21 protein-coding genes and 1 tRNA gene are annotated in these 20,576 nt (G+C 56.7%); 9 read left to right on the forward strand and 13 right to left on the reverse strand.

Going from position 1 to position 20,576, the window contains the following annotated elements:
- Positions 1–63 precede the first annotated feature (63 nt).
- A complete protein-coding gene (locus EUU23_RS00870) occupies positions 64–600 on the reverse strand; it encodes an adenine phosphoribosyltransferase (RefSeq protein WP_160352255.1) in 537 nt (178 codons plus the stop codon).
- A gap of 141 nt (positions 601–741) precedes the next feature.
- Between EUU23_RS00870 and EUU23_RS00875 the strand changes: the two genes are divergently transcribed.
- Complete coding sequence (locus tag EUU23_RS00875) at positions 742–1,272, forward strand: DUF2975 domain-containing protein (RefSeq protein ID WP_160352256.1); 531 nt, start codon at positions 742–744, stop codon at positions 1,270–1,272.
- Complete coding sequence (locus tag EUU23_RS00880; protein ID WP_160352257.1) at positions 1,272–1,484, forward strand: helix-turn-helix domain-containing protein; 213 nt, start codon at positions 1,272–1,274, stop codon at positions 1,482–1,484. Before EUU23_RS00875 ends, EUU23_RS00880 begins: the two co-directional genes overlap by 1 nt.
- A 169-nt stretch (positions 1,485–1,653) precedes the next feature.
- Here the strand turns inward: EUU23_RS00880 and rplL are convergent, their stop codons facing one another.
- Both rplL and rplJ read right to left on the reverse strand, forming a co-directional pair.
- Entirely contained in the window at positions 1,654–2,025 is a 372-nt protein-coding gene (gene rplL, locus EUU23_RS00885) for a 50S ribosomal protein L7/L12 (RefSeq protein ID WP_160352258.1), read from the reverse strand.
- 74 nt (positions 2,026–2,099) lie between these two features.
- On the reverse strand, positions 2,100–2,615 hold the full coding sequence (gene rplJ / locus EUU23_RS00890; protein WP_160352259.1) for a 50S ribosomal protein L10: 516 nt from the start codon (positions 2,613–2,615) through the stop codon (positions 2,100–2,102).
- A 445-nt stretch (positions 2,616–3,060) separates the two neighbouring features.
- On the opposite strand from rplJ, the gene EUU23_RS00895 reads away from it, so the two are divergent.
- Genes EUU23_RS00895 through EUU23_RS00905 form a run of 3 tightly spaced genes read left to right on the forward strand, consistent with a single transcriptional unit; the run spans position 3,061 to position 4,963 of the window.
- Entirely contained in the window at positions 3,061–3,474 is a 414-nt protein-coding gene (locus tag EUU23_RS00895) for a ketosteroid isomerase-related protein (RefSeq protein WP_160352260.1), read from the forward strand.
- Positions 3,471–4,061 (forward strand): GNAT family N-acetyltransferase, encoded by a 591-nt coding sequence (locus EUU23_RS00900; protein ID WP_160352261.1) that lies wholly within the window; start codon positions 3,471–3,473, stop codon positions 4,059–4,061. The genes EUU23_RS00895 and EUU23_RS00900 overlap by 4 nt, the downstream gene beginning before the upstream one ends.
- Positions 4,058–4,963: a nitrilase-related carbon-nitrogen hydrolase gene (locus tag EUU23_RS00905; RefSeq protein WP_160352262.1), complete on the forward strand. Its 906-nt coding sequence runs from the start codon at positions 4,058–4,060 to the stop codon at positions 4,961–4,963. Before EUU23_RS00900 ends, EUU23_RS00905 begins: the two co-directional genes overlap by 4 nt.
- A gap of 63 nt (positions 4,964–5,026) precedes the next feature.
- Here EUU23_RS00905 and rplA read toward each other — a convergent pair whose 3' ends face one another.
- From rplA to secE, 4 genes are all read right to left on the reverse strand, one after another.
- Positions 5,027–5,722 (reverse strand): 50S ribosomal protein L1, encoded by a 696-nt coding sequence (gene rplA / locus EUU23_RS00910; protein ID WP_160352263.1) that lies wholly within the window; start codon positions 5,720–5,722, stop codon positions 5,027–5,029.
- A gap of 4 nt (positions 5,723–5,726) precedes the next feature.
- On the reverse strand, positions 5,727–6,158 hold the full coding sequence (gene rplK / locus EUU23_RS00915; RefSeq protein WP_160352264.1) for a 50S ribosomal protein L11: 432 nt from the start codon (positions 6,156–6,158) through the stop codon (positions 5,727–5,729).
- Positions 6,159–6,427: 269 nt separating this feature from the next.
- Positions 6,428–6,964, reverse strand: a complete 537-nt coding sequence (gene nusG / locus EUU23_RS00920; protein ID WP_160352265.1) for a transcription termination/antitermination protein NusG — start codon at positions 6,962–6,964, stop codon at positions 6,428–6,430.
- Between the two features lie 27 nt (positions 6,965–6,991).
- The gene (gene secE / locus EUU23_RS00925) at positions 6,992–7,192 is read right to left on the reverse strand and encodes a preprotein translocase subunit SecE (RefSeq protein WP_158900445.1); all 201 of its coding nucleotides are present in this window, start codon (positions 7,190–7,192) and stop codon (positions 6,992–6,994) included.
- Between the two features lie 209 nt (positions 7,193–7,401).
- On the opposite strand from secE, the gene EUU23_RS00930 reads away from it, so the two are divergent.
- The gene (locus EUU23_RS00930; protein WP_160352266.1) at positions 7,402–8,307 is read left to right on the forward strand and encodes a DUF808 domain-containing protein; all 906 of its coding nucleotides are present in this window, start codon (positions 7,402–7,404) and stop codon (positions 8,305–8,307) included.
- Positions 8,308–8,334: 27 nt separating this feature from the next.
- Here the strand turns inward: EUU23_RS00930 and EUU23_RS00935 are convergent.
- The 5 genes from EUU23_RS00935 to EUU23_RS00955 all read right to left on the reverse strand — a co-directional run bounded on the left by EUU23_RS00935 (position 8,335) and on the right by EUU23_RS00955 (position 15,592).
- Positions 8,335–8,410, reverse strand: a tRNA-Trp gene (locus tag EUU23_RS00935).
- Between the two features lie 137 nt (positions 8,411–8,547).
- Positions 8,548–10,779 carry a TonB-dependent receptor gene (locus EUU23_RS00940; protein ID WP_160352267.1) on the reverse strand — a complete coding sequence of 744 codons (2,232 nt, stop codon included), beginning with the start codon at positions 10,777–10,779 and terminating at the stop codon, positions 8,548–8,550.
- 326 nt (positions 10,780–11,105) lie between these two features.
- The gene (locus tag EUU23_RS00945; protein WP_160352268.1) at positions 11,106–12,479 is read right to left on the reverse strand and encodes a glutamate--cysteine ligase; all 1,374 of its coding nucleotides are present in this window, start codon (positions 12,477–12,479) and stop codon (positions 11,106–11,108) included.
- A gap of 49 nt (positions 12,480–12,528) precedes the next feature.
- Entirely contained in the window at positions 12,529–13,461 is a 933-nt protein-coding gene (locus EUU23_RS00950) for a proprotein convertase P-domain-containing protein (protein ID WP_160352269.1), read from the reverse strand.
- Between the two features lie 202 nt (positions 13,462–13,663).
- Positions 13,664–15,592 (reverse strand): proprotein convertase P-domain-containing protein, encoded by a 1,929-nt coding sequence (locus EUU23_RS00955; RefSeq protein WP_160352270.1) that lies wholly within the window; start codon positions 15,590–15,592, stop codon positions 13,664–13,666.
- A 193-nt stretch (positions 15,593–15,785) separates the two neighbouring features.
- On the opposite strand from EUU23_RS00955, the gene EUU23_RS00960 reads away from it, so the two are divergent.
- Positions 15,786–17,651 carry a CshA/CshB family fibrillar adhesin-related protein gene (locus EUU23_RS00960; RefSeq protein ID WP_160352271.1) on the forward strand — a complete coding sequence of 622 codons (1,866 nt, stop codon included), beginning with the start codon at positions 15,786–15,788 and terminating at the stop codon, positions 17,649–17,651.
- On the opposite strand, the gene EUU23_RS00965 is transcribed toward EUU23_RS00960, so the two are convergent.
- Positions 17,648–18,388 carry a 16S rRNA (uracil(1498)-N(3))-methyltransferase gene (locus EUU23_RS00965; protein WP_160352272.1) on the reverse strand — a complete coding sequence of 247 codons (741 nt, stop codon included), beginning with the start codon at positions 18,386–18,388 and terminating at the stop codon, positions 17,648–17,650. The two genes, EUU23_RS00960 and EUU23_RS00965, sit on opposite strands and share 4 nt — an antisense overlap.
- Before the next feature lie 93 nt (positions 18,389–18,481).
- On the opposite strand from EUU23_RS00965, the gene ubiA reads away from it, so the two are divergent.
- Both ubiA and EUU23_RS00975 read left to right on the forward strand, forming a co-directional pair.
- Entirely contained in the window at positions 18,482–19,393 is a 912-nt protein-coding gene (gene ubiA / locus EUU23_RS00970) for a 4-hydroxybenzoate octaprenyltransferase (protein ID WP_160352273.1), read from the forward strand.
- A 9-nt stretch (positions 19,394–19,402) separates the two neighbouring features.
- A complete protein-coding gene (locus EUU23_RS00975; protein WP_160352274.1) occupies positions 19,403–20,422 on the forward strand; it encodes an aldo/keto reductase in 1,020 nt (339 codons plus the stop codon).
- The last annotated feature ends 154 nt before the right edge of the window (positions 20,423–20,576 follow it).

A 20,576-nucleotide genomic window follows, 5' to 3' on the forward strand; every position in this document is an offset into this window, starting at 1 on the left:
TGAGGTTGGCAAAGACGAGCGAGTGAAACCGTTACGAATGCGCCGCCTAAATGCGAGGGGCCGTCAATCGCCTTCGAAATCTATCAGGCAGTCAACCTTGATACCCTTTGCGCGGAGTTTTGCGGCGCCGCCCAGGTCGGGCAGGTCGACGATGAACAATGCCTGTTCGACAATACCTCCACCCCTTGTGATCAGATCGACTCCGGCCAAAGCGGTGCCGCCGGTGGCGATCAAATCATCGACCAGCAACACTTTTTGTCCGTCACGCACATGGCCGACATGCATTTCTATCCGGTCGGTGCCATATTCAAGGGCATAGTCCGTGCCGATCTTCTCACCGGGCAACTTGCCGGGTTTGCGAAGCATCAATTTACCCAGCCCCAGCGCGTAAGAAAGACCAGCCGCAACGACAAAACCGCGCGCTTCAATTCCGGCGATCAATGTCGTGTCCGGGGCGACCATCGCCGCCATCCGGTCGATTGTTGCGCGAAATCCGGGACCGTCGAGCAACAATGTCGAAACATCCCGAAATAATATCCCCGGTTTGGGATAATCGGGGATCGTGCGAATCAGCGCGGCAAGGTCGGCATTGTCAGTCATGAAGATTGAGTGCCTTGTCGTCCCGGAAGTTTCAAAGGAAAAGCGTAGCAAAGCCCATGTTTATCGAAAAACAATAATGTTCTTGACGTTATTCGAATCATGACATATTGATAATCAATAATACCAATATTGGAGATCGATATGACTGAAATTACCGACAACCGTATTTTAAGGGTAACCAGATGGCTGGTGTATCTCATTATGGGCCTTGTCGCTGCGGTAGGAGTTTTTCTCGCGGTGATGAGCGTCATATTGCCATTCCACTGGACCGACGCGATGGCACAGCTCGCCAAATCCTATCCCAATCTCGACCCGTCGACATTGTTACCGCATCTGCTTTCGATTTTTGCTTTGGGCATCATGGTGCTTGGAATGTTGTGGACGATCATGCGGAAACTTCTGGCGATAATCGCCAGTGTTGAGCTGGGCGATCCCTTTGTGCGGGCCAACGCCGTCCGGTTGAAAGCGATCGGCTGGCTGATGGTCGGCTTGCAGATCGTCGGAATGCCACTGGCCTTTGCGGCTGGCGAGCTGGCGGACTTATTCGGGGAATCCGATACCGGTCTGGACCTTTCGCTGAACGGTATCTTGTCCATCCTGCTGGTGTTCATCCTTGCCGGAATTTTCGAACGCGGCGCAGAAATGCGTGAAGAGCTGGAAGGAACCGTCTGATGCCCGTGACTGTCAAACTGGACGATCTGCTTTATGCCAAGCGGATGACTCTGACCGAATTGGCCGAACGGGTGGACATCACGCTGGCTAATCTGTCGATCTTGAAAACCGGCAAGGCCAAGGCGATCCGTTTTTCCACATTGGAAGCGATCTGCAAGGTTCTGGAATGCCAACCCGGTGATTTGCTGGGATTTGAAGAGGGAAACAACTGATGCACATCGCATTCAAAATTTCGGTACCGCCGCGTCTGCTGATGATGCTGGCTCTGGTTTCCGCAGCTGCTCTCATTCTCGGCTAAGCCTGAAACACCCCTCCGCCAAAATGAAAAAGGGCGGCCTATCGCTAGGCCGCCCCTTTTTTGTCCCGTTAAGGAAAACCGAATTACTTCAGTTCGACGGTACCACCAGCAGCAGTGATCTTCGCCTTGATTTCTTCGGCTTCGGCCTTGTTCACGCCTTCCTTGATCGCCTTTGGCGCGGACTCGACAAGAGCCTTTGCTTCGGTCAGACCAAGTGCAGTGATCGCACGGACTTCCTTGATGACAGCAATCTTGTTGCCGCCGTCGCCGGTCAGGATTACGTCAAATTCTGTCTGCTCTTCAGCAGCAGGTGCAGCAGCGGCAGCAGGGCCGGCAACAGCAACAGCAGCAGCGGCGCTAACGCCCCATTTTTCTTCCAGAGCCTTTGCAAGGTCAGCCGCTTCAAGAACGGTCAACGACGAGAGCTGCTCAACGAGCTTTTCAATATCAGCCATAAAAATAACACTCCGATTTTCTTAAATATCTGTAGGGCTCGCCCATAAGGACGCAGCCGGTTAATCCAAAAATATTACGCCGCCTTCTGGTCGGCATAGGCACCAAATACCCGCGCCAATTTCGCAGCCGGTGCAGTTGTGAGCTGGGCGATCTTCGTTGCCGGTGCTTGTACAAGACCGATAATCGTAGCGCGCAGTTCGTCGAGCGATGGCAGCGAAGCCAGCGCCTTCACACCGTTTACATCGAGGAATGTGTCACCCATCGCACCGCCGACAATTTCAAGTTTGTCATTGGTCTTGGCGAACTCGACCGCAATCTTTGCAGCGGCGACCGGGTCCGACGATGTGGCGAGCGCTGTAGGTCCAGTGAGCAATTCTGCTACCGCACCATATTGCGTTCCCTCAAGGGCGATTTTGGCAAGACGGTTCTTGGCAACCTTGTAGCTTGCGCCCGCATCGCGCATCTTCAAACGAAGGTCGGTCGATTGTGCAACCGTCAACCCGAGGTTCCGGGTAACGACAACAACCGCCGCTTCGTTAAAAGTGGCGTTCAGCGATGCAACTGTTTCGGTCTTTTCAGAACGGTTCATGCATTACTCCTTTTTCGGGTTTTTCCGGCGAACCGGACAAACCCAACACGACATTCGAACCACGCAAATGCGTGACCCGTAACTTAGTCCGTGGGGAAGTTTCATGCCGAACTCGCGACAATGAACGTCGGGAGTGGTTGGCGAAGGCAGGCGCAAGGGCCAGACCTGAAATCTCTATCCCCGTCTAGGCTGGACATTAAGATGGGCAAATTCCCATCACCAACTGTCTCGGACGGTTGTCCGGAAAGGCCGTCGCCTCACCGAACGTCGCCGCCACTAGCAGGGTTGGGGGGAGAGTCAAGGCCGTTGCGGATTTCCGCGCTCTGCGAGGCAGTGGAAATCCCGAAATCTTGTGCAGCTTTGGACAATTTATCTTACTGGACAAGCTTTGTCGCGCTGACCTAATCCGGTCACGTTGAATAGCCAAGGCAAGATAGGAGTAAATATGCCGGATGTCCGTGAAACCACTATGGCCCTGATCGAACATTATTATGCCGCGTTCAACGCCATGGACATTGAAGGCATTTTGGCCTGCCTTACCGATGATGTTGCTCATGACATCAATCAGGGCGATCGCGAAAGCGGCAAGGATGCATTCCGCGCCTTTCTGGGCCGGATGGACCATGCCTATAGCGAGCAGTTAAAGGACATCATCATCATGACCAGCCCGGATGGCGCGCGCGCGGCGGCCGAATTCATGGTACATGGCATCTACAAGGTTGCCGACGAAGGTTTCCCGGCGGCGCACGGCCAAAGCTATACCTTGCCTGCTGGCGGCTTCTTCGAAATTCGCGACGGAAAGATTGCGCGTGTTTCGGTCTATTATAATCTTGCCGACTGGATCGCCCAGGTTTCATGACCGTCGACGTCCGCACGTTGACGGATGCAGAGGAACGGCATGCCGCCATTCCGGCGTTGTCCGATCTGCGTATCCGTATTTTTCGGGGCTGGCCCTATCTCTATGACGGGACGGCGGATTATGAGGCGGAATATCTCGCCGAATTCATCCGCGAACCTGGTTCGGCGTTGGTCGTGGCGCAGGATGGCGACGCGATTGTCGGTGCGGCAACAGCATCCCCGATGGCGGGACAAAAGCCGGAGTTTCAGGAACCGTTGCGGCGACATGGACTGGATGTGGCGCGCATTTTCTATTTCGGGGAATCGGTCTTGCTCCCCGCCTATCAAGGGCAAGGTATCGGCCACCGCTTTTTCGACGCGCGCGAAGCTGCAGCCCGCGCGGCTGGGGCGGTCCAGACGGCTTTCTGCGCTGTGATCCGCCCTGACGATCATCCGATGCGGCCCGCTAGCCCCCGCGATCTGCATCCATTCTGGCGGGCGAGGGGCTATGTGCCGGTCGACGGCCTGACCGGCATTTTGCACTGGCAGGATGTGGGTGATGCGTCCGAAATCGCGCACCAGATGCAATTTTGGATGCGCGACCTGTGACCGCTTTGGTCCGCATTGCCGCCGCCCAATATCCCGTCGGGCAACCCGACAGCTTTGTCGTCTGGCAGGCCAAATTGGCGCAATGGGTGGCCGACGCGGTGAGGCAGGGCGCGCAGCTTTTGGTATTTCCGGAATATGCAGCGATGGAACTGGCCGCGATCGACAGCGCGACCGCAGGCGACCTGCACGCGTCGTTGCGCGCGGTCGTGGCGCTGGGGCCACAGATCGACGCGCATTATACCGATCTTGCTCGGCGCTTTGGCGTCACACTGCTCGGCGGGACGCGGCCGCATGGGGTGGACGACGGGCGGATCGTCAACCGGGCGACGCTCTATCTTCCCGACGGGCAAAGCGGGCATCAGGACAAGATCATGATGACGCGCTTCGAACGGGAATCATGGGACATCAAGGGCGGTACCCGTCTGCGTGTTTTCCGCACGCCTCTGGGGATGCTGGGCATTTCGACCTGCTATGATGTCGAATTCCCGATGATAGCGCGCACGCAAGCCACAGCAGGCGCGCAGGTCATCCTTTGTCCATCCTGCACCGACAGTTTGCAGGGCTATTACCGCGTCCGGATCGGGGCGCAGGCGCGGGCGCTGGAGAACCAGATTTTCGTGGTGCAGGCACCGACGGTCGGCATGGCGCCCTGGTCGCCTGCGCTTGATGAAAATTACGGTGCGGCAGGTGTTTTCGTTCCGCCTGACGGCGATAGCCCCGACGATGGTGTGGTGGCGATCGGCACCGAAGGGCAAGGGGCGTGGGTTTTTGCCGATGCCGACCTTGGGCGGGTCGAGCGGTGGCGGACCCAAGGCGCGGTCCGTCCCTTCGCGCATTGGCCCGAACAATATTGCGAGGCGCAGACCGACGATCTGCCGGTGGAGATTGTGTCGCTGGATTAAGCGACCATGAAAAAGGGCCGGAAGTTTCCCTCCAGCCCCCTATTCTAATCTATATGTGCAGGCTTATGCGCCGGCAACGTCGGCCAGATCGACCTTCAGGCCGGGGCCCATGGACGAGCTGATGGCGACCTTGCGGACATATTTGCCCTTGGAACCGCTTGGCTTGCTCTTGATAACCGCATCGACCAGCGCATCGAAATTCTTGCGAAGATCAGCGTCGGAGAAGCTCTTCTTGCCGATGCCGCTGTGGATGATGCCCTGCTTTTCAACGCGGAACTCAACCTGGCCAGCCTTGGCAGCCTTGACGGCTTCGGCAACGTCCATGGTAACAGTGCCCAGCTTCGGGTTTGGCATCAGGCCCTTGGGACCCAGCGTCTTGCCGAGACGGCCAACGATACCCATCATGTCCGGCGTTGCGATAACGCGGTCATAATCAAGGTTACCGGCCAGCATGTCTTCCATCAGGTCTTCGGCACCCACCTTGTCGGCACCAGCAGCGGTCGCGGCTGCGGCCTTGTCGGCGCGTGCGAACACGGCAACCTTCATATCCTTGCCGGTTCCTGCAGGAAGCGAAACCATGCCACGGACCATCTGGTCAGCATGACGCGGGTCGACGCCCAGATTCAGCGCAACTTCGATGGTTTCGTCAAACTTGGCGGTCGCCAGTTCCTTGATGGTTTTCAGCGCTTCATCAACGCCATACAGCTTGTCGGCATCAAGATGCGCGAGCGATTTTGCTTTTTTGGTCAGCTTTGCCATCAGTTCAGCCCTCCACAATTTCGAGGCCCATGGCGGTCGCCGAGCCTGCGATGATTTTTACAGCCGCGTCCATGTCGTTCGCGTTGAGGTCAGCCATTTTCTGGGTGGCGACTTCTTCGAGCTGCTTGCGGGTGATCTTTCCTGCCGAAACCTTGCCGGGTTCTTTCGAACCGGATTTCAGGCCTAGAACCTTCTTGATCAGGTAGGTTGCTGGCGGCGACTTCATCACGAAGGTGAAGCTCTTGTCCGCAAAGACGGTGATCTTGGTTGGAATCGGCGTGCCCTTTTCCATGTCGCCGGTGGCGGCATTGAACTGCTTGCAGAATTCCATAATGTTCACGCCGCGCTGACCCAATGCAGGGCCGATCGGCGGAGAGGGGGTGGCAGAACCTGCAGGAACCTGCAGGCCGATATAGCCGTCAATCTTCTTGGCCATGAGTGGCCTCCTTTCATTCTTTCTCCGCCGTTGCGCGCGCGCATTGACGGATCAAATTAAGCGGTCAAACGGCAATCCGAAGAGAGCCTCCCGCACGGTTTTTCCCTGATTCTTATCGGGGAAGGGGCGCGCATAGTCTAACACGACGCTTAAATCAACAAACTCGTCACCCTGAACTTGTTTCAGGGTCTATCGTGCCAAACAGATCGAAGAGCAGAGAGGAGAAATGGACCCTGAAACAAGTTCAGGGTGACGGTTCCCCGCGCCCGTCACTTCATCAGTTCAACTTCTTCGAAGTCCAGTTCGACCGGTGTGGCGCGGCCGAAGATCGATACCGAAACCTTGACGCGGTTCTTGTCGAAATCGAGTTCCTCGACCAAGCCGTTGAAGCTGGCGAACGGTCCGCCCAATACCTTGACCTGATCGCCGATTTCATAGTCGACCGAAACACGCTTTTTCGGTGCGGATTCGAGTTCCTGCTTGGTGTTCAGAATGCGGGCGGCTTCGGCTTCGCTGATCGGCTGCGGCTTGTTGCCCGCGCCCAAAAATCCGGTGACCTTGGGTGTGTTTTTGACAAGGTGATAGACATCGTCATTCATGTTCAGCTTGGCGAGAACATAGCCCGGGAAGAATTTGCGTTCCGCCTTGATCTTCTTGCCACGGCGCACTTCGGTGACCTGTTCGGTCGGAACCTCGACGGCTTCGACCAGTTGCGAGAGGCCAATGCGCTCTGCTTCGGCGAGTATCTGGTCACGGACCTTGTTTTCAAAACCCGAATAAGCGTGAATGATGTACCAGCGTGCCATATCTTCTATTCTTTTCTCTTGCCGCGCTTAGCCTTGGGCCAGCGACAGCAGCCCCTTCACAATCGCGGCAAAGACCGCGTCGACACCCAGGAAGAAGAAGGCAAGTATGATCGTCATGATCAGCACCATGATCGCGGTCTGCACAGTTTCCTGCCTTGTGGGCCATACTACCTTGCCGATTTCGGTCCGCACCTGACGGATGAATTCACCGGGGCTTGTCTTTGCCATATTCTGTCTTCCTGTTTCACTTCCGAGGGTAGCCGCCAGCGCTCCGACCGGCGGGGTCGAGAGCGATATAGGTTCCGATTTCGGAAAGACTAGGCCTTTAGCCACAGATTCGCGTCGAGGCAAGGGGATTTGGTTTTCGGAACAGCCTTGAACTATCGGTGCGTTTGGCTATCTCCGGCTGCGTACATCCCAACAGGAATTTCTTGCCCATGCCCTCCGGTCTTGCTGCCTTACTCGATGATATTGCCACCATTACCAAAGTTGCCGCGGCCTCTGTGGACGATGTCGCCGCCGCCGCTGGCAAGGCGAGCAGCAAGGCGGCCGGCGTGGTGATCGACGATACCGCCGTTACCCCTCAATATGTGACAGGCTTTACCCCGGACCGAGAATTGCCCATCATCTGGCGCATTGCGAAGGGGTCGCTGTTTAACAAATTGGTGATTATCCTGCCGGTGGCATTGCTGCTCAGCCTCTTTCTGCCGTGGGCGATTACGCCGTTGCTGATGCTGGGCGGGGCCTATCTATGTTTTGAAGGGGCGGAAAAGGTTCTGGAGAAGCTGAGTCCACATGAAGAGGAAAGCCTGGCCGAAGAAGTGGCCGAGCTGACCAGTGCGGAGCATGAGCAAATCATGGTCAAAGGCGCGGTGCGTACCGACTTCATTCTTTCCGCCGAAATCATGGCCATCGCCCTTAACGAAGTGAAGCAATTGGCCGAAACCTCGGTCTGGCTGGAGGCGGCGACCCTGGCGGTGGTGGCTGTGGCGATTACGATCGCGGTTTATGGCGTCGTCGGCCTGATCGTAAAAATGGATGATATCGGCCTTAATATGGCAAAACGCAGACTTGGCGTGACCCGCGCAATCGGCCGCGCGCTGGTCCGCGGTATGCCCAAATTGCTGGCGGTGCTTTCCACCGTGGGTACGGCGGCGATGTTGTGGGTCGGCGGGCAGATTGTTATCCACGGCTTTGGCGTCCACCCGGCCGAATATGCCGGACTGCACAAAGGCGCGCTGGCTTGGTTCGTCGATGCAGCGTTATGCGGTGTGTTCGGCCTTGCGCTGGGTGCCATTATCGTATGGGTGCACCACAAGGTTTCGGGTGCGAAAGGGAATTGAGACCCGACCATTATCCATGAGAGGAAATGGCAGGAGTTGGGGGACTCGAACCCACGACCCTCGGTTTTGGAGACCGATGCTCTACCAACTGAGCTAAACTCCTGCACTTCACCCATTGACTGAACAATGCCGCGAAGAGATGCGCCCTTAACGCTGTTGGCGTGGCGGGGCAAGTATCAATGTGCCGCTTGCGACCTATGTGTTGGGGACAGTCCCTAAGGGACAGCCCCCAACCCCTAATCAGAATTTGATCGACGCTTCCAAGCCGTAGATCCGCGGTTCGTTGACGAAACCGGTCAGGTTGTTGAAGTCGATACCGCCGACGGCTGATGTGTCGTTGGTGATGTTGCGGACAAAGCCTGCGACATCGAAACGGTCGGTGCGATAGCCGACACGCAGGCCGCCTTCCAACATGCTGTCATCATTAAATTCTTCCGAGGTGTAGAGGAAGAAATTGACTTTGGAGCGATAGGCCCAGTCCGTGAAGGCATAAATTTCGCCATTTCCGACAGGAACACCATAGCCAGCGGTCCAGTTGATCGACCATTTGGGCGCCTGCGGCAACTGGTTGCCGTCGATCGAGAAAATGCCGGGGCTCGCCGGACGGGCCGGATCGGTTACGGTGCATCCGCCACCGCATCCCGTAATGAACGCATTCGTGTCGTCGATTTCGGCGCTGTTATAGCTGATACCTGCGGTCAGGCTGAGATTATCGATGGGGCGTGCTTCCAGTTCCGCTTCAAATCCGTAACCGGCAACATTGTCCACATTGATCAGGCGCGCCGCGTTGCTTGCCCCGCCAACTGCGGTCAATTGGGCATTGTTCAGATCATATTTGAACGCCGACAGGTTGAAGCGGACGCGGTTGGAAAACTGCGTCTTGATTCCGGCTTCGTAAGACATGATGGTTTCGGAATCAGCGGTGCTGATCGCGTCCTGAACCGTGGTGAACACGAACAGCGCACGGCCCTGGATCGACGGTGCGCGATAGCCCTTGGCCACGCGGGCATAAAGGTTCACCGCATCCGACGCTTCATAGGTGGCGCTGATATCCCAGGTCAGGTTGTTGTCCTGCACCTTGGCAAGGCCAGTGCCGATGGCGCCGAAGAAACCGCCCCGACCAACGTCAAGACGACGCTTGTCGTCATTATACCGCAGACCGGCCGTCAGCGAGAGCTGCTCGGTCAGTGGATAGGTCAACGAACCAAATATGCCCCAGGCCTTTGAATCCTGCTGCTGCAATGCAGTTACGCTTGGGCTTGTGCCGGTGGGTGTGCTGAAGTTGAACGAAGCGATGGCGAGGCTTTCGTCAAAGTAGAACACCCCGGCTTGATATTTCAGGCCTTCGTCATTGTTCGACGAGATGCGTACTTCTTGTGTTAGCTGGTCAAGATCAGGAACATCATCCTGCGAGTTTGCCGAAAAGGGAATAAATCCGGGACCAGCAGGGACGCCACCGTCGATATCGCCACGGCTGGAATATTTACCGCTCCACCAGGATGTCACCGATGTCAGTGTCGCAGGGCCGAAATCATATTCAAACGTGCTGGCGATGCTGTACAATTTCAGCTTCTGGAAATTCAGGCCATCGGCGCGAACTTGATCACGACGGAACGGGGTGTTCACGCCGCCCAATCCGACCAGATTGTTGGTACCTGGGGCAAACACATTGGCACGGAATACGCGGGCTGTACCATCAAAGTCCCGATATTGGCCAGTTACGCGCAGTTTAATGGCGTCGGTCGGCGCATATTGAAGCTGCAAGCGCAGTGCGAGGTCTTCATAGCCTTCGAGATTATTTTCACCGGGGGCATCGATATTGTCGACCCAGTCGCTGCGCCGCTGATAGGTGCCTGAAAGACGGGCCGAAAATGCATCCGACAATTTCCCGCCTGCTGCGCCTTCGAGCGACAGCGAGTTGAACCGGCCATAGCTTGCTTTGGCATAGCCGCCATCCTTGTCGGGACGCACGCTATCGAACTTCACGATACCAGCCGGTGTGTTGCGACCGAATAATGTGCCCTGAGGACCGCGCAAGACTTCGACCCGTTCTATATCGAAAACGGGAAAGCCTTTCAGGATCGGGTTTTCAAGAACGACATCGTCATACACCAGACTGACTGGTTGCGAGGCGTTCAGGTCAAAATCGGTATTGCCAAGGCCGCGAATATAAAAACGCGGGAAAGTACGTCCGAACGAGCTTTCGATATTCAGGCTAGGGACGCGACCTGCAAAGGCGCGAATGTCGCCGCCACCTGCGTTTATCGCGTCAAGCTTCTCACCTGAAACCACATCGACCGACAAGGGCACATCCTGCAAATTTTCTTCACGGCGCTGCGCGGTGACGACGATTTCGCTGAGTCCGCCTTCTTCGGCGGCTTCATTCTGGCCATAAGCCGGCGCGATAAGAAAACTGGTCGAGGCAATTGCAATGGCAACGCCAGATGTAAGGGTTGAACGGAAAGTACGCATGGAAACTCCCTGAATGTCAGTGGGTCGATAGAGAATCGGGGCACTTTTGGTCCCGTTATCGCCGCCATCATTCTTCCCGGCAAAAGGGTCAACTCTGCATTGCAAATCTGTGACGTTTTTGCGTCGCCTGTGGCAGTTTTGCACCGAAACAAGTTCAGGATGGCGGTTATTCATGAGACGGACTTGATCTCCCCCTCCCGCCTGCGGGAGGGGCTAGGGGAGGGGGCGCGCCGCGGGCGCGCCTTGCAACCTCTCCGACTCACCCTCCCCCAACCCCTCCCGCCTGCGGGAGGGGAGTAGGGTGACGGGGAGGAGAGCGGAGTTTCCTAAAAGCTCATCTCGTCATAAATCCGGCGGATATCGCCGCCCCATTCGCCGTGGTAGCGGTCTAGCAGCTGCTCTGACATGGTTTTGCCCGATGCCACAATTTCGCGCAGGGGATCGAGAAAACCGGTTTCATTGTCGCCGCTGCTGTTCAGGCAATTGCGCGCGGCGAGCCCTGCGGAAGAAATGTCGAGAATACGCCCGGCCAGGTCGAGCAATTTGCCTCCGCCGGGAAGCGCGGCATTCAGGCCCTGTGCGGGAACGGCAGAGCGCAAGGCTTCGCGTTCATCCATCGACCAGTGCTTGACCTCATCCCACGCCGCGTCGAGCGCACCTTGATCGTACAACAGGCCAACCCAGAAGGCGGGCAGCGCGCAGATGCGGTTCCATGGGCCACCGTCGGCCCCGCGCATTTCGAGAAAGCTTTTCAACCGGACCTCGGGGAAAGCGGTCGACATATGGTCTTCCCAATCGCTGACGGTCGGTTTTTCACCCGGTAGAACGGCCAATTCGCCTTTCAGGAAATCTTTGAAATCGAGGCCCGATGCATCGATATATTTGCCGTCACGATAGACGAAATACATCGGTACATTCAGCATATAATCGACATAGCGTTCATAGCCGAAACTGTCGTCAAATACGAACGGTAACATGCCGGTGCGATGCGGGTCGGTGTCGGACCAGATATGGCTGCGATAGGAAAGGAAACCGTTGGGCTTTCCTTCCAGAAAAGGGGAATTTGCAAACAATGCGGTCGCCAGTGGTTGCAGCGCCAAAGAGGTGCGGAATTTATGCGCCATGTCAGCCTCGCTCGAAAAGTCGAGATTGACCTGAATGGTGCAGGTTCGCAGCATCATATCAAGACCCATGCTGCCGACACGCGGCATATGGCGCAGCATGATTTCATAACGGCCCTTGGGCATGATGGGTAACTCGGCCCGCGTCTTGTCTGGCCAAAGGCCCATGCCCAAAAAGCCTTTGCCGGTTTTCTCGCCAATGGCCTTGACCTGTTTGAGATGCCGTCCGGTTTCCGCGCAGGTCTGGTGCAGATTTTCAAGCGGCGCCCCGGACAGTTCCAATTGTCCTGCAGGTTCAAGGCTGACGGCTCCATCCGGGCCGGTCAGGGCAATGACATTTCCGCCCTCCATCACCGGGGTCCAGCCATATTCGGTCAACGCCATCAACAAGTCACGAATGCCGCCGGGTTCGTCATAGGTAGGGGCGTTGAAATTTTTGCGGCAATAAACGAATTTCTCATGCTCGGTCCCGATGCGCCAGCGGTCCTTGGGTTTTTCCCCCTTGGCGATCGCTGCAACGAGTTGATCGCGGCTCTCGATGACGGGTTCGTTGCGATTCGAAACTGTTTTTGTGCTCATGACGCGGGTTTAGAAATGTCGCGGCTGTATTGCCAGTAATTTCATCGCGTCAGTTGACGGTGACAAGAAAGGCCAGAGCAAAGCTGGCGGCGTTCGCCATTGTCGGAGCCGAAAGCGAAAGTACGGATCCGGAGACCGAGGCACCCATCGGGTCGGATTCGTCGGCACCCACGGCGTCATCATCTTCTGCAGTTAACGTACTGGCGCAGTCGGTACCCGAGCGTAATGAATTCGGTACATAGCTTGTGTTGGGCGGGATGATGTCGGTCCCTGAGATCGTCGTTGCCAGACCCGGGCCATCGTTGGAAATAGTGATGCAATAACGGACGCGCGCGCCTGGAACGGATTTCGGGTTCGTGGCACTTACAAAGTCAAATTGCGCCACACTAATTTTTGTGACGCTGAGCGTAGCGCGCAACGGAATGATCGATAAAGTGGATTGGAAGAATGTCCCGGTGTTTGCGGCCACATTATCGCAAATACTCAATGTCCAATTGCCGTTCGCATTTTCGCCATTAAACGTGTTCAAGCTTTGGACAGGCGAAAAGCTGCGTTGAAACGGAGGCGCTACCGTCCCTGCCGCCGCCGTATCGTTCGCGGCGGAATGCGTGTTCACCGAAGTCGGAATTGCACTGTCGAAAAGTACATTGAGATTACTGCGTGTCCCACCGGTATTGCGAAACAAGGTTACACTGGTTCCGGCAGGCGACGTCAGCGTTATGATCAAATTGTTCCGCCGCGCATGCCCGATCAATACCCCGATATTGATGTCGGCAATTGTATAGATTTCGGGTACATTGATTATGCGGTTTAGCGGGTTCGCACATGGGGTCAAAGTTTCGGAAATATTACCGTCTACGCTATTGGTATAACTGATCACAGTCTGTGCAAAGCCGGGGCTGGACCAACCCGCCCACAAGGCCATGGCAAAAAAAACCGTGCGAAGCCATCGCCAGATTATCCTGTCGCCATATATAACCATAGTTATATATTAGCAGACATTTGACTGGTTTTTCCACGACTTTTTTTAACGGCGTTAGGAAGGAAGAATGGCTAAATCTTTCAAGGCCATGGAGCCCGCCATTGCCATGCAGGCGCTCTCCTTCTTCTTCCTTTTTCCCTTTTTACTTTCGACGAAAACAAGGACACGGCCATTCAACGCGAACGGAAGTATTTGGCGCAACTTAATTGACCGTCGCGTTGAACACCATCGCAAAACTTGCCGCAGGCCCAAGCGATGCGGCCCGGCCGGTCACGACATTCCCGGCAAAATCCATACCGAACGGGTCGGTTTCATCCCCGCCGCTATTATTGTCATCCTCTGCCGTCGCTGCTGCCGCGCAGGATGTGCCAGAGAGCAAGCTGCCGGGAACGAACGTCAGGTTGGCCGGAATGCTGTCGGTGGCCACGACGTTGCTGCTGGTGGCACTGCCCGAATTGGAAACGAGCACGCAATAGCGAACAATGGCACCGGGAACGGACTTGGGATTGCTGCCGCTGACACCGTCGCCCACCACGTTGCTGAGCTTCGTGACACTTAGCGCGGTCTGCGGGTTGCAAAAGGTGAAATCGTTGATGGCGATGGCTTGCCCGTCGGGATCGGCTGGGGCCGTCGTGTGGTTGCCATAGACAATGGTGATCGTATCGACCGGCGATGAAAATGTCGCCACGACCGTGCCCTGATTGGTCGTGTCTGACGCCGTCACATCGCCGATGGCGACATTACCGAAGACGTAGTTGGTTATGCCATTTGTTAGCGTTGGAGTAACCGACGCGCCGTTGTAACTGCCGGTAATCGTCATCTTGTCGGCAAAGTCATTGGGTGCGTAGTCGACGTCAAAGATCGTAAACTGTGTACCGGGGACAGCGGTCGGCAGAGTGACCACCGTTGTCGTCGTTTGCGTCCGGCTTGTATATTCAACATTCTGGTACAGCGAATTCTGGCCTGTCGTCCCGCCCGTGATCGTCGCGTTGAGTTGCAAGGGGATGGTGAACGTACCTTGCGTGGTGACATTAAATCCGATGGTGCCGATATTGGCCACATTGGCGGTTCCGGTCGGACTGCCGCTGGTCCAGCTTTGCGCGTTCCAGTCAAGCAATGTCGTGCCATTGGGACAGAATAGTGTAGGCGGCGTTCCGGCGGTTCGCGTTCCGGTCGTGGTAAAACTGACCTCCGCGTCGTCATCTTCATTTGTGGAGTTGTTTCCCGGTATGGAATCGAGATCGGTGATCGACGACGCGCTGATCTCCGCGTCATTCTGGATGGTGGTGCCGAGACCGGCGGTGATCGTAACGTTGATGGTCAGCGTTCGGGTGGTGCCGACCGGAATGCTGCCGACTGTCCAGATACCGGTTGAGCTGTTGTAACTACCAAATCCAGTCGCACTTACAAAAGTAACACCGAAAGGTAAAACGTCCCGAACGGTTACGCCTGACGCCGCAGAAGGCGAACTGGCTGAATTGGTTGCGGATAATGTGTAAGAAATGGCATTGCCACTGGCAGGCGTTGCATTGCTGACTGTTTTTGCGAGCGATAAATCTGCATAATTGGCCGGAGCTTGTGTGAGATACAGGTCCGCGCGCATGAACGTGCCGATATCGGCTGCGATCGAATCGCATATTACCATCGTCCAGTTGCCAAGCGCATTCTGTCCATCAAATGCGTTCAATATCGACGTCGGGCGGAAAGTCCGTTGATAGGGCGGGACCGCCCCTGTGGTATCGTTGCTCGTATGGCTGCTGATCGCAGCCGCTGCTTCATCGTCATATAGAACATTAAGGTTGTCCGCAGCAGCACCTGTATTGGTCATAATCTGGACGGTCGTTCCGGCAGGTGACGTCAATGTTATGCGAAGGTCGGACCGATATGTGTGGCTGAGCAACACGCCCAAATCGACATCGGATAATGTGAAACTGGTGCCAACACTGAACGTCCGCGTGACTGTGGTCGAACAATTGGTGGAATCGACGATATTGCCGGTAATGGTGTTGCTGTACTGGGTAACCGTCTGGGCAAGTGCCAATGTCGGCAACAAAAATACCGCAAAGATCACCGCCGCAAAAGGTGCGATAATCCGCAGCAAAGCTGCCTTTACAAATGAAAGCGACCCCATTTTCAATTTCGCTTTGGTCCCAAAGTCATCGGGAAGGGGTAATGGAAAGAATTTAATTAATGATAAATAGCAGCGGAATTGCGCGCTTCTAATTTGTAAAATTCTATAAATTTTGGGTGGCGGTTAACATTATTACCGATCGTTAACCTCATCGCGGTAAAAATGGTCGCACGCGTTACGACCAGGACCGCAATTGCATAAAGCTACAATCAACCGGCTTCGGCTTTTATTGGCGATGATGTTCGCCGCGTTTATCGGGTTGGGATCTACGTCCGCCCAGGCGCAGAGCTGTGCGCCTGCGACGTCGCAAGGCACCGCGCCGCAGGGTTGGGAAACCTACTGCTGGCTGGATTTTTCGACCTATAATGATGCAACGGCGCGTTCGGCAGCGGGGCAGAATTTTTCCTTCAACCTGAACGATGGCTCGACGCTTTCTTTCAACTTGAAGGTAACACCAACAACCGCCACGGCGTTCGGCTCGATCGCCGCGCCATCATGGACAGGGGCCGCCGTCGGTAACACGGCCTTTCTGGGCATACCGGGGCGGCCCGTGCTCTATACTTCTTCGGCAGGAAACAAGTCGATCACCTTTTCGGGGATCACGATTACCCCGCCGCCCGGAGCGCCTGCGGTTACCGCCTATTCCTTTGTGGCAGCCGATGCGGAATCCACCAATGATGGCGAGAATTTGCAGTTCATAACCAATGGCTCGGGGTGGCAGATACTGGATCAGGTCAACCCGATCAGCGGCAGCACCTATCCGCTTATCTCGGGTACCGGCACGTCAACCTTTACCGAAACAGGTGTGTCCGGAACGGTCGGGGGATATATTGTCGGATCAAACAGCCCGACCACGGTCACCACCAACATGGCGGCTGGCGGTCTGCAAGGCGCGATGTTTGCGGTCCGTTTTGCCTCTATCCGCCTACGCAAAACCATTACCGGCGCGCGCGTCAACGCGGCGGACCAGTTCACCTTTCGCGTGTCGGCAACATCGTCGGGCACCACATTGGCAACCGGCACCACGACCGGGACCGGAAACGGCCCCTTCTCCGCGACGCCCCTCTCGCTGGCGTCGGGCATTCCGTTGACCCTGTCCGAGGCAATGGCACCGGGCAGTGTCAGCACATTGGCGAAATATGCAAGTCTGCTGACCTGCACAAATACGACGACAAGTTCGACAACACCGCTGCCCAATAATCTGCTGACCACCAGTTATAATTTCGGCGCGTTGCAGTTCGGCGATGCCGTGATTTGCGTGTTCAATAACGCTGCCTTTCCGCATATCCAGATCAGCAAGGCGCTCGGGACCGGTGGGCGGCGGTTCAGCACCGACCAGTTTACCGTTCGCATCAACCAGGCATCGACCGTTGTGGCTTCCGCAACGACTACGGGCACAGGTACGACGGTGACTGGCGGGAATACCGGCTTGGTTCAGGTCACGCCGGGGACAACCTATACATTGGATGAAATCATGTCGGGACCGGGCAGCCTGACACAATATACGTCCACACTTGCGTGTACAAACGCGACGAACGGAGTGACGACAACTTTCCCGACGACCGTTCCTGCCAATATCACGCCGGTCTTGGGTGACATCATCAGTTGCGTTGTAACCAACACGCGACTGTCAGGAAACGCCACATTGATCGTGTCGAAAACATCGACGATCGTGTCTGACGGTGTCAGCACCGCGAACCCCAAATCAGTTCCGGGCGCAATTGTGCGCTACACCATCACCGTCCAGAATACCGGCAATTTGTCGGTGGACGCGAACAGCATTGTCATTGTTGATGCCTTTCCGCCGAATTTCACGCTCGATGCATCGACGCCCTTTACCTTCACCGAAGGCACGCGCGTCAGCAACCTCAATGCGTTTAACCAGAGCACTATGGTGAGCTATTCCAATACGGGAAGCGCGCCCTTTACGGCGTCATTGGGCAGCGGCTATAACGCCGCCGTCCGCGCATTCCGCTTCGCGCCCGTCGGGTCGATGCAAGGTGCCGGAACGACCGGCCCGTCAAGCTTCTCAATCTCATTCGTCGGGCGCCTGAACTAACCCCAATCGCCCTGCGCCGCCATCCAGACCGATAGCGCCGCCACCGCCGCCGTATCGGCGCGCAAAATCCGCGGGCCAAGCGACACGGCGACTGCCGCCGGATGCCCGCGAATGGCGCTATTCTCCGCGTCGGTAAAGCCACCCTCCGGCCCGATCAGCAGCGCGGCTGGCCCGGCCTTGATGGCTGATCCGAACGGCACGCCCCCGCGCTCGTCACAGAAATAGAGCGCGCGTTCCGCCGACCAGCCGCGCAGCAGGGCATCGAGTTTTGCCAGCGGCGCAATCTCAGGCAGGGCCGTCCGCTCGCACTGTTCGGCCGCCTCGATCATATGCGCGCGCAGGCGGTCTTCCTTGACCTTGTCCACGACGCATCGCGCCGTCAGCAAGGGCACAAAGCGCGCCGCGCCCAGCTCGCAGGCTTTCTCCGCGATCCAGTCAAACCGGTCCTTTTTGACCAGCGCCTGGCACAGCCAGATATCGGGCACCGCCTCGCGCAGGCGCAAGCGTTGCGCCACGTGCAGGGTCAGGTCGCGCTTCCCCGCGCTCGCTACATGGGCGAGATATTCGCCAGTTTGATCATCGAACAGGACGACAGGCGCGTCCACTTTCAACCGCATCACCCCGATCAGATAATGCGCCGCGCCGCCGGACACGGCGACATCCTGCCCTTCGGCAAGCGGCTGTTCGACAAACAGGCGCGGGGTGGATTTCGGGGGCCAGGCGGGGGTTGCGGGCATGACGGTTCCCTAACCCCAAATAGACCGCGCGTCATCCTGCTTTTGGAACAAGTTCGGCGTGACGACGGGCGGATTTTTGTGCAGAGCGGTGCCATGGCGATTCAAACGGTTCCGGACAGTGAATATAGCGGCTTCATGGGCCTGTTGCCTCCATGGCTTCGCGCCTTTGCCTTGCTGGCCCGTTTTGACCGGCCGATTGGCTGGTGGCTGCTGTTCTGGCCTTGCGTTTATGGACTGGCGCTATCGGGCGGATTGATTGCCCAGTGGGATTTGGCCCTATGGATGCTGCTCGGCGCTATTGCGATGCGTGGCGCCGGGTGCGTGTATAACGACATTGTCGACCGCGACCTCGACGCGCAGGTCGCGCGCACCGCGCTGCGGCCTTTGCCGAGCGGCGCGGTCAGCGTGAAGGCGGCATGGGCGTGGTTGCTCACCCTGTGCCTTGTCGGTCTCGCCGTGCTCATGCAGATCCGGTGGGAGGCGCAACTTGTTGCCCTGGCCAGTCTCGCGCTTGTCGCGGCCTATCCTTTCATGAAGCGGATAACATGGTGGCCGCAACTTTGGCTCGGACTGGTGTTCAGTTGGGGCGCGCCGGTCGGCTGGGTTGCGATCACCGGGCAGGCCGACGCTGCGATGGGCTGGCTGTATGCCGGAACGATCTGCTGGGTCATCGGCTACGACACCGTCTATGCCATACAGGATCGTGAAGATGACGCGCTGGTCGGCATCAAGTCGAGCGCCTTGCGTCTGGGCGGATATATCCGCAGCGGCGTCGCGTTCTTCTACACGCTGGCGCTCACCGGTTGGGGCTTGGCGATCTGGAGCATCCGTCCGGAAAAACAGGCGCTGGTTGCTTTAGCACCTGTTGCTATTCACTTGATGCTGCAAGTTTTTTCACTCAAGAATGATGGCAGCAATGCGCTCGACCATTTTAGGTCGAACCGGATGGCCGGGCTGTTCGCGGCTTTGGCCTTTCTGGTCGTAGGGGCCGCAGGGACTTTTTAGGAGAGTAATATGGAACATCGTCGTTTGGGAAAAAGCGCCGTTGTTGTTTCCGACATCTGCATGGGAACAATGACCTTCGGATCGCAAACCGAAGAGGCAGAGGCGCACCGCATATTGGACAAATGCCTCGATGCCGGAATCAACTTTTTTGACACCGCAGAGGGCTATCCTGTTCCACCCGACATCAAATGGGTCGGCCGAACCGAGGAAATTGTCGGGCGCTGGATGAAGGGCAAGAATCGCGACGCGATCATCATGGCGACCAAGGTGTCCGGCCCCAGCCATGTGTGGTTCAAATCCCCCAAGCGCGGCGGCATGACGGCGCTGGACCGGCATAACATCACCGTCGCTGTCGAAGACAGTCTGCGCCGGTTGCAGACCGACTATATCGACCTCTACCAAACCCATTGGCCCGACCATGACACCGCCTATGACGAAACCATGGAAACGCTCGACGAGTTGGTCCGCGCCGGAAAAGTGCGCGTGCTGGGGTGCTCGAATGAAACCAGCTATGGCCTGATGAAGTCGCTGGCGACGTCGGAACGGCTGGGCACGGCGCGGTACCACACGATCCAGAATAATTATTCGATCAACAACCGCCGTTTCGAAGATGAACTGAAGCAGGTCTGCCGTCAGGAAGGCGTGTCGTTGCTGCCCTATTCCCCCTTGGGTGGCGGTGTTTTGTCAGGAAAATATCTCGACAACCAGCGTCCTGAAGGCGCGCGTTTTTCCCGCTATCTGGAAATGCAAGGGGAACGCCAGTTTGAAATGGCGCAACGGTTTGCAGGGCCAAGGGCGCTGGAATCTACGGCGCGGATCGTCGCCATCGCGAAAGAAGCGGGCATGTCGCCCATCACCTTGGCGACGGCTTGGTCAAAGCAGAATGACTTTGTTGCCTCGACCATCGTGGGGGTCAGCCGCGAGGATCAACTCGACGAGATTTTCGCAGCGATTGACCTGAAGTTGAGCAAGGAAGTGATGTCGGCGGTGCACAAGGTTACGAAGGAAATTTTGTACCCAATGGGGTAGTGGTTGGGAGCGTCCCGATCGGGACGCTTACCAAGCGGATACTCCCTTTACCTTACGCGCTTCGTCACCCTGAACTTGTTTCAGGGTCTATTCCTCAGCCTGTTCCTACGCCCTCGGTGACAAGCCAGACGGCAACGCACGGTTGCGTTCTCTT

The organism is Sphingorhabdus profundilacus (assembly GCF_009769755.1).
Lineage (GTDB): Bacteria > Pseudomonadota > Alphaproteobacteria > Sphingomonadales > Sphingomonadaceae > Sphingorhabdus_B > Sphingorhabdus_B profundilacus.

Bases quoted from the DNA above. Each gene is read 5' to 3' on its own strand.
- EUU23_RS00870 (WP_160352255.1), bottom strand. From the start codon at position 600: ATGACTGACAATGCCGACCTTGCCGCGCTGATTCGCACGATCCCCGAT.
- EUU23_RS00875 (WP_160352256.1), top strand. From the start codon at position 742: ATGACTGAAATTACCGACAACCGTATTTTAAGGGTAACCAGATGGCTG.
- EUU23_RS00880 (WP_160352257.1), top strand. From the start codon at position 1,272: ATGCCCGTGACTGTCAAACTGGACGATCTGCTTTATGCCAAGCGGATG.
- rplL (WP_160352258.1), bottom strand. From the start codon at position 2,025: ATGGCTGATATTGAAAAGCTCGTTGAGCAGCTCTCGTCGTTGACCGTT.
- rplJ (WP_160352259.1), bottom strand. From the start codon at position 2,615: ATGAACCGTTCTGAAAAGACCGAAACAGTTGCATCGCTGAACGCCACT.
- EUU23_RS00895 (WP_160352260.1), top strand. From the start codon at position 3,061: ATGCCGGATGTCCGTGAAACCACTATGGCCCTGATCGAACATTATTAT.
- EUU23_RS00900 (WP_160352261.1), top strand. From the start codon at position 3,471: ATGACCGTCGACGTCCGCACGTTGACGGATGCAGAGGAACGGCATGCC.
- rplA (WP_160352263.1), bottom strand. From the start codon at position 5,722: ATGGCAAAGCTGACCAAAAAAGCAAAATCGCTCGCGCATCTTGATGCC.
- rplK (WP_160352264.1), bottom strand. From the start codon at position 6,158: ATGGCCAAGAAGATTGACGGCTATATCGGCCTGCAGGTTCCTGCAGGT.
- nusG (WP_160352265.1), bottom strand. From the start codon at position 6,964: ATGGCACGCTGGTACATCATTCACGCTTATTCGGGTTTTGAAAACAAG.
- secE (WP_158900445.1), bottom strand. From the start codon at position 7,192: ATGGCAAAGACAAGCCCCGGTGAATTCATCCGTCAGGTGCGGACCGAA.
- EUU23_RS00930 (WP_160352266.1), top strand. From the start codon at position 7,402: ATGCCCTCCGGTCTTGCTGCCTTACTCGATGATATTGCCACCATTACC.
- EUU23_RS00940 (WP_160352267.1), bottom strand. From the start codon at position 10,779: ATGCGTACTTTCCGTTCAACCCTTACATCTGGCGTTGCCATTGCAATT.
- EUU23_RS00945 (WP_160352268.1), bottom strand. From the start codon at position 12,479: ATGAGCACAAAAACAGTTTCGAATCGCAACGAACCCGTCATCGAGAGC.
- EUU23_RS00950 (WP_160352269.1), bottom strand. From the start codon at position 13,461: ATGGTTATATATGGCGACAGGATAATCTGGCGATGGCTTCGCACGGTT.
- EUU23_RS00955 (WP_160352270.1), bottom strand. From the start codon at position 15,592: ATGGGGTCGCTTTCATTTGTAAAGGCAGCTTTGCTGCGGATTATCGCA.
- EUU23_RS00965 (WP_160352272.1), bottom strand. From the start codon at position 18,388: ATGCCCGCAACCCCCGCCTGGCCCCCGAAATCCACCCCGCGCCTGTTT.
- ubiA (WP_160352273.1), top strand. From the start codon at position 18,482: ATGGCGATTCAAACGGTTCCGGACAGTGAATATAGCGGCTTCATGGGC.
- EUU23_RS00975 (WP_160352274.1), top strand. From the start codon at position 19,403: ATGGAACATCGTCGTTTGGGAAAAAGCGCCGTTGTTGTTTCCGACATC.